7 protein-coding genes and 3 pseudogenes are annotated in these 10,452 nt (G+C 56.4%); 1 reads left to right on the top strand and 9 read right to left on the bottom strand.

Annotation, left to right across the window (positions count from 1 at the left end; genetic code table 11):
- Positions 1-1,395: pseudogene (locus RTY00_RS11570) on the bottom strand (FUSC family protein); the annotation flags it as partial.
- A 254-nt stretch (positions 1,396-1,649) separates the two neighbouring features.
- Here RTY00_RS11570 and RTY00_RS11565 point away from each other — a divergent pair.
- Positions 1,650-2,597, top strand: a complete 948-nt coding sequence (locus RTY00_RS11565) for a sulfonate ABC transporter substrate-binding protein (RefSeq protein ID WP_312664536.1) — start codon at positions 1,650-1,652, stop codon at positions 2,595-2,597.
- Positions 2,598-2,634: 37 nt separating this feature from the next.
- Here RTY00_RS11565 and RTY00_RS11560 read toward each other — a convergent pair whose 3' ends face one another.
- From RTY00_RS11560 to RTY00_RS11525, 8 genes and pseudogenes are all read right to left on the bottom strand, one after another.
- Entirely contained in the window at positions 2,635-2,835 is a 201-nt protein-coding gene (locus tag RTY00_RS11560; RefSeq protein ID WP_258145539.1) for a hypothetical protein, read from the bottom strand.
- Positions 2,836-3,216: 381 nt separating this feature from the next.
- Positions 3,217-4,431, bottom strand: a pseudogene (locus tag RTY00_RS11555) (acyl-CoA dehydrogenase family protein).
- Positions 4,428-5,867: an MFS transporter gene (locus RTY00_RS11550; protein ID WP_312664535.1), complete on the bottom strand. Its 1,440-nt coding sequence runs from the start codon at positions 5,865-5,867 to the stop codon at positions 4,428-4,430. Before RTY00_RS11550 ends, RTY00_RS11555 begins: the two are co-directional and overlap by 4 nt.
- 177 nt (positions 5,868-6,044) lie before the next feature.
- Complete coding sequence (locus RTY00_RS11545; RefSeq protein WP_312664534.1) at positions 6,045-6,920, bottom strand: MetQ/NlpA family ABC transporter substrate-binding protein; 876 nt, start codon at positions 6,918-6,920, stop codon at positions 6,045-6,047.
- The gene (locus tag RTY00_RS11540; RefSeq protein WP_312664533.1) at positions 6,917-7,615 is read right to left on the bottom strand and encodes a methionine ABC transporter permease; all 699 of its coding nucleotides are present in this window, start codon (positions 7,613-7,615) and stop codon (positions 6,917-6,919) included. The genes RTY00_RS11545 and RTY00_RS11540 overlap by 4 nt, the downstream gene beginning before the upstream one ends.
- Positions 7,612-8,631, bottom strand: coding sequence for a methionine ABC transporter ATP-binding protein (locus RTY00_RS11535; RefSeq protein WP_312664531.1), 1,020 nt, complete (start codon positions 8,629-8,631; stop codon positions 7,612-7,614). The genes RTY00_RS11540 and RTY00_RS11535 overlap by 4 nt, the downstream gene beginning before the upstream one ends.
- The gene (locus tag RTY00_RS11530; RefSeq protein ID WP_312664530.1) at positions 8,628-10,022 is read right to left on the bottom strand and encodes an LLM class flavin-dependent oxidoreductase; all 1,395 of its coding nucleotides are present in this window, start codon (positions 10,020-10,022) and stop codon (positions 8,628-8,630) included. The genes RTY00_RS11535 and RTY00_RS11530 overlap by 4 nt, the downstream gene beginning before the upstream one ends.
- Positions 10,023-10,096: 74 nt before the next feature.
- A pseudogene (locus tag RTY00_RS11525) lies at positions 10,097-10,452 on the bottom strand (FAD-dependent oxidoreductase); the annotation flags it as partial.

Here is a 10,452-nt window from a genome sequence, read left to right as displayed (position 1 = left end):
GTGGCGACAATCAGGCCAATCAGGTTGGTCGACGGATTAGCGATAACCAATCCCAGCGCCAGCAAGCCCGGCGCAAGACAAATCACCAGCGCTTCGAAGGTTACCGCCTGCGGAATCAGCAAGGTGATATACAGCAGGCTGATCACCACGGAGATCAGCACACCTTTCAGGAACAGCTTCATCGGTGCAATTGGGCTGTCCATGCCGGCGAAGAAGGAACACAGCACCGCCGGTGGCGCCATCCACCCAGCCGCTGCCAATCCAAAATACGCAGGTAACGAAGGTGGCGATAAAGGCGGTGAACGACGACAGCAGCAACAAACCTTTATCGACGTGTTTATGCGCGCGTGCCATCTTTCCGGCTTTGACGGCGGGCGTCCATTCACTGACGCGTTCGCTAACGCTTTGATAGGCATCAACGATACGCACAAAATTGAGCAGGCGTTCCAGTAATCCCATCAGCAGAATGCTCTCTTCGCTGTTGAGCCTGCCCTCTTGCCACGCCTGTTTCAGCTGCTCCTGCGCGTGGCTGAGCTTGTCGCGCACCGGCAGCTGATCTTCACCGTTTAGCCACAGCAAAAATTGCTGGAAGACTTCAGCGATGTAGTCGGGAAAACGGATTTGCTGCTGCGCCAGCAGATTGAGGCGCGACTCGATTGCCGTCAGCGTTGGGATGAAATAGGAGAGATGCTGATATTGCACGCTAACTAAACGCACCAGACGCCGCGCGGCATCGCCTTCATACACACAATGCGTGATGAGCGTTTCGACGTTGAGCGGATAGTTGGCCATCTGAATCAGGATATCTTCGCGCTCCACCGACTTCTCAGCGGGCATCGCCGTAACCAGCTCGCTGCACAGCTTGCGCGCATTTTGATACCACAGGTTAACGCTCTGCTCTAACAGATTGCGCATCGAGACCGGCCATAGCAGGCGATGCACCAGGCTGCTGCAAACAATCGCCACGGTGATCTCCTCAACGCGGGAAATCACCGTGTAGGTGATAGCCGATGGCGACACCACGTCGGGAAAACCCATGATTGCCGCGCTGTAGCCCGCCAGCATAAACACGTAGCTCTTCGGCGTGCGGTCGTGCAGCGAAAGATAGAGACAAACCGCCACCCAAAGTGAGATGCACAGGCTGAACAGCAGCGGATCCTGCACCGTGGCGGGATAGATCAGCAGCGTAAACAGCCCGCCCAGCAGGGTGCCGAAGAAACGGAAAACCGATTTCGATACCGTCGAGCCCGAATAGAGCTGCGAGGCAACGTACACTGTAGTCAGTGACCAGGCCGGTTTATCGAGATTGAGTTCCAGAGCAATGTAAAAAGCCAGAAAGGCAGCAAGACAAGTTTTGGCAGAAAACAGCACTGCGCTTCGTGAAAACCACTTCATAGAACGGGTAAGACCTTATGCAGGCAGCGGAATTACTTATCCTGACAGAAGCTTTTAGCAATGGCATTTTGATTTGTTATACAAATTATTACCGTGCTAATTATATAGGCATCTATGGAAATTCAAACCCTGTTTGCTGATTACAGTGAATGATCCAGATCACATAAATAATGGTTATAAGCGATCGAAATTAGTTATTTATTGGTTATATAAGGGCTTTGCTAAGGTGGCAAAAAAACCACACGAGAATCATCATGAAAGCAAAACTTCCTGTCCTGAGCGCTTTAGCTCTCAGCGTTGGCCTGCTCTCCACATACGCCTTTGCCGCTAACCCAGAAACCGTCACCATCGGCTATCAGAAAGCCAACATCTTTGCCCTGCTGAAATATCGCGGCACGCTGGATGAAACCTTTAAAAAGGAAGGCATCGCTATCCGCTGGGTCGAATTCCCGGCTGGCCCGCAGATGCTGGAAGGCTTAAACGTCGGCAGCATAGATTTGGCGGCCACCGGCGATGCGCCGCCCGCCTTCGCCCAGGCAGCAAAAGCCGATTTGATCTATCTCGGTCATTCTCCGGCAAACCCGAAAACTGAAGCCATCGTGGTGCCGAAAGACTCTGCAATTAAGAGCGTGGCCGATTTGAAAGGCAAACGCGTCGGCCTGAACAAAGGTTCTGACGTTAACTATCTGCTAGTGAAAGCGCTGGAAGATGCGGGACTTAACTACAAAGACGTGACGCCGGTGTATCTGCCGCCTGCCGATGCGCGCGCTGCGTTCCAGAAAGGCGCAATTGATGCATGGGTGATTTGGGATCCGTACCTGGCAGAAGTGGAAGCCAACGCCGGTGCGCGTGAAATTCGCAACGCAGAAGGATTGGTGCCGCATTACACCTTCTATCTCGCCAGCCGTCCGTTTGCGGAAGGACATCCTGATACCGCGAAACAGGTGGTTGATGAGCTGAGCAAACTCAGCGATTGGGCCAACAAGAACCCGGATGACGCGGCAGCGATTCTGTCGAAATCGACCGGCCTGGATAAAGCCATCTGGCAAACCACCATTAAACGTCTGCCTTATGGCGCATCGCGCATGTCACCACAGGTGTTTGATGAGCAGCAGGCGTTAGCGGATACCTTTACGCGCGTGGGTCTGCTACCGGTGAAAGTGGATGTGCGTAGCGCGACCTGGTCGCTGGATAAGAAGTAAATTATTAATTAATCCGGGCCTGATAAATGGCCTGGATTTATCTTTTATTCGTAATACGCACAAAAACGGCCTGAGACAGGTTGAGGTTTTCGGGTAAATCACACAGTTCCTGTGGAGCAATGGTCAACGGCGCGCACTTGCTGACCTTGTATGTCTTAAGCGTGATGTTTCCGTCTTGATGATCTTTCAGCTCCTGCATACCCGTCATTAGTTCACTGAAAATATCGCGTTCAGTCATGTCTCAGCCCCTTTTTAATCACGTTCCGCGCCTAACTCAGGCGTCGCGTTGCTGTTTGGTCAGATCGTCACGTTGATCCTTATTGTACTAGCGAAGCATCTCCCTTGATTACGTTTTGATTAGCGTGCGGGCAGGTGTTGAGTGAGGGCTGATTGCATTCTGTTGCTCCCTTTTATTGATTTCCATTTAAAACCAGGGCCAATCATAATTAATTAATCACCGATACCGAATATAAAATTTGGTTTAATAATGAACAACTTTGAGTTTTGGATTGTGATTCACAAAATGATGTAACGTGATGATTTAACGGGTTTGGAAGTTATGGTCGCCATGAATGGCGACCCTACATGCCCGGTGCGCATTAATGCGCACCGGGTTTTATCAGCCCTCGCCTCTGCCAATCTGCCAAATCCCCGTTGGGGCGGTGCCATTCACTTTCCAGTCGCCGATATCGCGCGCTTTGTACACCACCGGATTATGTGACGATACGGTTCGCGCGTTGCGCCAGTGACGATCCAGCGCTTTGCTGACGCGCGTATCCGATGCGCCCAACGCGTTAAACAGCTCGGTAGCGGCGCGCGTTACCAGTTCGCTAGCGATCACCTGCGCCTGGCCCGCTTCGGCTTCGGCCTGCACATTCGCTGCGGCAACTTGCGCTTCATCACTGCTCACGTGGGCAACATATGCTGATTGCAGTGAATGTGTCGCGCGGATCACTGTGGCTTCTACCGCAAACGCCAGGCTAGTGATCTCCCCGATGACCTGAAGAATCTGCGCATCCTGACGCGCAACGCCGCCGTTGCCGTGGCTGTAAACCCGATTTCGCGCTGCCACCGCCTGTGCGCCATCGCGTGCCACCGCACGACCAATTCCCGCCAGCGTTGCCAGCAACACATGCTGATAGAAGGCGGTTTGATAACGAAAGCGAGTAGCGAAATCGTAGACGTGTTCCTGCTCGACGTGGGCATTAGCGAAACGCGTGGTGCCGCTACCGGTTAAGCGCTGGCCAAATCCGTCCCAGTCGTCTTCACGCGTCACGCCGGGTTGGTGAGTGTTCACCAGAGCGATGACATCGCCCTGGTTATCGTTGCGGCGTGCATAGACGTCAATTCAGTCGGCAAACAGCGTGCCGGTGCTGTAAAACTTCTCGCCGCTGAGCGTCCAGCCGTTTTCGCCTGGCGTGACGCGCGTGATGACATCGCCGAGTTTTACCGTGCCAATTTCCGTCCAGCCGCTGCCCACCAGTTCGCCATCGATAAAACGGCCAAACCAGCGATCGCGTTCCGCGCTATCCGGCTGATTCAGCCGATCTTCAACAAAGGCAAAATGCGCGCGCAGCGCCTGCGGCAGATTGGAGTCGGCTTCCGCCAGCTCGGTTAACAGCTGGAACAGCTGCGGCAGCGATGCGCCCCAACCACCCTTCTCTTTTGGAATGCGCACCGTGCCGAATCCCGCCTCTTTCAGCCAGTTAATCGGCTGATGCGGCAAGGTACGTTCCCGCTCACGCGCCACCGCTCCTTCAGCGATGCGCGCGAAGATCGGTCGGAAGTGCGCTGCCAGCGCCTCATAATCGGTACCTGTTGCCAGTAAACTCATGGTGACTCCTGATGTGAAAGATCGTCGATGTCATGCAGCGTGGGCTCGTGGCGCACCGCCAGCAGGAAGAAGATCGGGATGATCGCTGCCAGCGAAACCACCCAGAACATGTTGGTGCCAAGTGCGGCTTGCAGAATCGGCAGGATGAACAGCGCTAACGCACTGCCGATGCCGGAAAGCGCGCGGCTGAAGCCCACGCCGGTGGCGCGAATCGAGGTTGGATAAGAAAGTGCCGGATAGACCATCAGCTGCGCGCCCGGCCCGAAGCCTTCAGCAAACAGCCACAAGCCGAGCATCAATACCGCAAAGACGATTCCGGCAATGGCTTCTGGATGACCTATCAACGCCAGCGCGATCAGCGCAAAGAATTGCAGGGCAAAGCCAGCGATGGCGACGTGGCGCGACGGATATTTCCACGCCAGACGCATGCCGAGCAGGCCGCCGGTGAAGGCGAACAGCGCGTTGAGTCCCAGTGAGGCCGAGATGGTTTCAAACACGCCCGCACCAAGGAACTGCGCCAGAATCGACGGCAGGAAGAAAGCAATGGCGGTGTATTCAAACGAGATACAGATGTTCATCACGCCCGCAACGATGGTGCGTTCGCGCCACGGTTTCTCAAACAGCACGCGGAAACTCACTTTCGGTGCAGCCGCGGCCGGTGGCGCCTGATGTTCCGCTTCGTGTGCATGGATGCCGTAGGAATCACGCAGGATGCGCACCGCCGATTTCAGGTCGCCCTGATTTGCCGCCCACAGTGGCGATTCGTTCATGAATTTGCTGCGCACCGCGATGATCAGCAGCGCCGGAACCGCACCGAACAGCAGCGACGCGCGCCACAGCCAGTCAAGATGCTCTTTTGGCAGCAGGAAGTAGAGCGCGAAGATCAGCAGGAAGCACAGCGTTGACGCGGCGTACCACATCGGGCACCAGGCTGCGAGTCGCGCGGCTTTGTTGCCTTTCCCGGCGAATTTGGAGAACTCCGCCAGATACGACATCGCCACCGGCAGATCGATCCCGACGCCAACGCCCATCAGGAAGCGCGCGCCAATCAGCACCCAAACATTCGGCGCTAAGCCCGCCGCAATTGCTGAAACCACGAAGAACAGCATATCGGCCATAAACACCGAATAGCGGCCATATTTATCCGTCAGCCAGCCGCCCACCAGATTGCCGACAATGGTGCCAACCATAATTGAGGAGGTCACTAAACCGGTGAGCAGCGGCGAGAGCTGAAATTCACGCACCACATCATCGATGCCGTACGAAAGCGTGGTGAGATCGTAGGCGTCGAGAAACACGCCGCCGAGCGCGAGGAACACAATCATGCGCGCGTAATTGTCATTTTTGGTGCGAGTGTTGATCAGTCTTGCCACGTCACTGACCGAACGTACCGGTTCGGAAACCGGGATGGTGTTTTCTAAAGGAAGAGAACTCATAACGCCTCACGCTGTTGTTTTGTAATGCAGGTGAGGTTGTTATAAGCGTTTTATTGGCTGTACCAAAACAACAATTCTTGATATTAATTTACATTAAAATCAATTAGATAATTGAATTTTCGCCAACACAAAAACCCGGACACGCCTGACGCGTCCGGGTGTGCAATCAACAAAAAATTAGTTGGCTGAGACCGGCACCAACACCCCTTTTACCAGCGGATCGTCGGTGGTCTTCAACCACTGCTGGACGCGCGGATCGGAGAAGGCTTTTTTCAACTTCTCGATGTTTTCCTGGTCCAGATAAGGTGTGCCAATCACCAGCTGAGAGGCGAAAGTGCGCGGTGCAGGCGGGAAGAGAATGCCTTTTTCGCGTGGCACTTTACCGGCGTCGAATTGTGAGACGTAACCAATCGCCGCATCCACCGAGTTAAGCGCACGCGGCATAGTCAGCAGATCGAGCTCTTTAAACACGAAGCCGTGCGGATTGCCGACAATGTTCTTCAGTTTGGCCGTGCGCGGCTCAACGTTAGGATGGAGCGTGATTAAACCCTGACGCGCCAGCAACCATAATGCCTGGCCCTGATTGGCGCCGTCATCTGGCACCACGATGGTCGCGCCCTGCGGCAAATCCGCCACCGATGTGTAGCGATCGGAATAAATACCAAACGCCCACTGGAACAGCGGCAGCGTTGAGGTCAGCGCAAAGCCGTTGGCATCCACCACTTGCTTCAGCCACCATTGGTGCTGATATACCGTCGCAGCATACTGCCCTTCCGCTACCGCGCGGTCGGCTTGCACCGGATCCTGCACGCCAACGGCTTCCAGCTTCAGGCCGTAATCCGGCGCGATGTGCTCACCAACGTATTCGATCAGCTTCTGCTCACCCGCCATCGCCGGTTCAAAATGTACTTTCAGCGTGGTACCAAAGACCACCGCCTGCGCCTGTTGCCCGCGCCAGAACCAGCCGCCTGCTGCAAGTACAACGACCACTATAATCAGTAGCAGCCACGGCCAGCGGCGGGTTTTACGCAGCTCGAAATCTTGTGTTGTCATAACGATGTCCCCTGAGGATGGCGTAATGTGGTGACCAAACGGTCGCCGAGAAATTGGATGGTTTGAATGAGGGCGATCAGCACCACGATGGTGGCAATCATGATGTGGTTGTCGAAGCGCTGATACCCGTACACCACCGCCAGATAACCGATCCCGCCCGCACCGATGGTGCCGGCAATCGCGGAGTACTCAATCATTGAGATCAGGTTGAGTGTCACCGCCGCAACAATCGCCGGTAACGCTTCACTGAGTTGTGCCGAGCGGATGATCTGCCAGCGCGAACCGCCGCACACCAGGCCAACCGCCGTGACTTCGCCGGGCAGCTCACGTAGCGCGTTGTCCACCAGACGGCCAAAGAATGGAATGCCTGCGGCGATCATCGGCACAACGGCGGCGGGAATGCCGATGGTGGTGCCGGTAAGCCAGAAGGTGAACGGAATGATGGCCGCCATCAGCACCAGAAACGGCAACGAACGTCCCATGTTCACAATCCAACTCAGCACTCTATTAATCCCGCGATGGGGAAACAGACCGCGCGATGAGGTGTTAAACAGCACCACACCGACGATGCCGCCGAAGGTGACCACGAACAGCATCACGATCACCACCATCAATGCGGTTTCGCCCAGAGCGGGCAGCATCAACGCCGGGATTTCTGGCCACGGCGTATCCTGACTCATCACTGATACGCTCATACCGCCTCCCGCAATGGCAACACGCTGCCGGAAACGCTGGCAACCAAGCCCAGTTGTTCCAGCTGCGACAGCAAACGTGCCAGCGGCACGCGTTCCTGCTGATAGTGAATGCCCACCTTGAGGCGGCCCGCTTGCAGACCATTCACCTGCTCAACGTGCGCGCCGAGCAGATCAATACGCAGACCAAACTGCTGGCTTAGGCGCGATATCCAGTCGCTGGCGACCGGCACATCGGTGCGATAGCTGAGCTGCAACACCAGCTCGGCATCGCCCGCCTGCGCCGCCAGCGGGAACAGGCGCTGTCCCAACAGAGAATCCGGCTGCGCCAGCAGCTCTTTCACCACGCCGTACTGCACGATTTGGCCGTCGCGAATTTCCGCTACCGCATCTGCCGCCTGACGCACCGCATCCATTTCATGGGTGATCAGCACTATCGCCAGCTTGTAGTCATCACGCAGTTTTTTCAGCAGGTCGAGCACGGTGACGGTGGCTTCGGGATCGAGTCCTGAGGTGGCTTCATCCGCCAGCAAAACCGACGGGCGCAACGCCAGCGCCCGCGCGATGCCAATACGCTGCCGCTGACCACCGGAAAGCTGGCCGGGATAGGCTTTGGCTTTGTGGCTGAGGCCGACGCTGTCGAGCAATTCGCCCACGCGCGCGGCGATATCGCGATCCACCACGCCGAGATAGTGCAGCGGTAAGGCGATGTTCTCCCACGCGGTTTTGCGTTGCAGCAGCGCGGAAGACTGGAAAACGGTGCCAATCGAGCGACGCGCCTGACGCAGCGCTTCGCCATCCAGCCGCGAGAGATCGCTGCCGTTAACGCGGATGCTGCCGGCGCTCGGTTGCTCCAGCAGGCTGATGCACTTCGCCAGCGTCGATTTACCCGCGCCGCTCGGCCCAACCACTGCGGTGATATTGGCTTGCGGCACCTGTAGGCTGATGGATTTCAGCACCTCGGTGAGGCGGCCGTCGGGCGCGCGATAGTGTTTGCTGAGCTGATCTATTTCGATCATGAGACCTCCTGCAGCGTGGAGGATTTAACGCGATAGCTCGCGCCCGGATGTGGTGCCTGCAGCTGCGGACCGGCAGCGAATAACTTCTCGCGCAGCGTGCCCTGCGCGTACTCTTTTTTGTAGACGCCGCGCTTTTGCAGTTCCGGGATCAGCAGCTCCACCACATCTTCAAAGGTTTCGTGCGTCAGTGCGTAGGCGAAGTTGAAGCCATCGACGTCGGTCTCTTCGACCCAGCTTTGCAACTCGTCAGCGACGGTTTCCGCGCTACCGACAATCAGCGGACCAAAGCCGCCGATGCCGACCCAATCCGCCAGCGCTTTTACCGTCCACTGACGATCGGGATCGGCAGTGGAGAAGGTTTCGACCGCCGATTGAATGGCGTTGGTGTGGATATATTTCAGCACCTGATCCGGCTGGTACTGGCCGAAGTCGATGCCGGTCCAGCCCGATACCAGCGCCAGCGCGCCTTCGTAGCTGACCCAGCTGGTGTACTCTTTCCACTTCGCCTGCGCCGCCAGATCGGTCTCGGCGACAATCACGGTTTGCAGATTGAAGATTTTGATGCTGTAAGGATCGCGCCCCGCTTCCGCTGCACGGCGACGAATATCAGCGACGGTTTTCTTCAGCAGTACTTTTGACGGCGCGGCAACAAACACGCATTCGGCATGTTCTGCCGCAAACTGTTTGCCGCGACTCGATGCGCCCGCTTGATACAGCACCGGTGTGCGCTGTGGTGACGGTTCACACAGGTGAATGCCCGGCACGTTGAAGAAGGTGCCTTGGTGATTGATGGGATGGATTTTGCGCGGGTCGCTGAAGATGCGGCGTTCGCGGTCACGCAATACCGCATCCTGCTCCCAGCTGCCTTCCAGCAGCTTGTACACCACTTGCAGATACTCGTCGGCGTAATCGTAGCGGCTGTCGTGATCGGTCTGGGTTTTATGCCCAATGTTGCGCGCCCCGCTCTCAAGATACGAGGTGACGATGTTCCAGCCGATGCGGCCTTTGGTCAGGTGATCTAGCGTCGATAAGCGGCGCGCAAACGGATAGGGATGTTCAAACGACAGCGACGCGGTGAGACCAAAGCCGAGATGTTCAGTGACCAGCGCCATTGGCGTAATCAACGCCAGCGGATCGTTGACCGGCACCTGCGTCGCCTGGCGGATCGCCGCATCGCCGTTGCCGTTGAGTACGTCGTAAACACCGAGCACGTCGGCGATAAACAGGCCGTCAAACTTGCCGCGTTCCAGCAGGCGCGCCAAATCGACCCAATACTCCAGATCTTTGTACTGCCAGGAACGGTCACGCGGATGCGCCCACAAACCCGGCGACTGGTGTCCGACACAGTTCATATCAAATGCGTTCAAGCGAATTTCACGTTGCGATGGCATAGCAATCTCCATAGCGAGGCCGTGATCGTGTTACGACCCGGCGTTCGTTAGTTAATTTTTAGGATGTTGAGAGATTAAAGCGCTGAAGGGGGACATCGCTCGGCGGGAGCGATTTGCAGTTCTTGTAAAATATGCTGCGCCACGGCGGCGGCGTGATCGGCGACCTGCGGCAATCCCATCAGTTCACCGAAGCGCGCACGCGCTGCGGGACCGACGACAAACAATCGCGCATTGGGTTGGCCGGTGAGATTGAGCGTGCGCGACTGGCTGTCGACATCAATACCAAAACCGAGCAGGTCTGCGCGGATTAACCCTTGCTGACTCAGCGATTGCAACAATGGCTGGCTGGCGGTTAAGGCTTCATGGCCGGGACCGGTGGTGACAATCAGATGATCGAGGCGATGGGTTTCGCTGGCACCCTCGCGGGTAC

This window comes from Pantoea sp. CTOTU49201 (assembly GCF_032054795.1).
Classification (GTDB): Bacteria; Pseudomonadota; Gammaproteobacteria; order Enterobacterales; family Enterobacteriaceae; genus Pantoea; species Pantoea symbiotica.
The sequence above is the reverse complement of the archived record's forward strand: the minus strand, read 5'-3'. Positions and strand labels throughout refer to the sequence as shown.

Excerpts from the sequence above, each read along its gene's own strand:
- RTY00_RS11530 (WP_312664530.1), bottom strand. The coding sequence starts at position 10,022 with ATGCCATCGCAACGTGAAATTCGCTTGAACGCATTTGATATGAACTGT.
- RTY00_RS11545 (WP_312664534.1), bottom strand. The coding sequence starts at position 6,920 with ATGACAACACAAGATTTCGAGCTGCGTAAAACCCGCCGCTGGCCGTGG.
- RTY00_RS11550 (WP_312664535.1), bottom strand. The coding sequence starts at position 5,867 with ATGAGTTCTCTTCCTTTAGAAAACACCATCCCGGTTTCCGAACCGGTA.
- RTY00_RS11560 (WP_258145539.1), bottom strand. The coding sequence starts at position 2,835 with ATGACTGAACGCGATATTTTCAGTGAACTAATGACGGGTATGCAGGAG.
- RTY00_RS11540 (WP_312664533.1), bottom strand. The coding sequence starts at position 7,615 with ATGAGCGTATCAGTGATGAGTCAGGATACGCCGTGGCCAGAAATCCCG.
- RTY00_RS11535 (WP_312664531.1), bottom strand. The coding sequence starts at position 8,631 with ATGATCGAAATAGATCAGCTCAGCAAACACTATCGCGCGCCCGACGGC.
- RTY00_RS11565 (WP_312664536.1), top strand. The coding sequence starts at position 1,650 with ATGAAAGCAAAACTTCCTGTCCTGAGCGCTTTAGCTCTCAGCGTTGGC.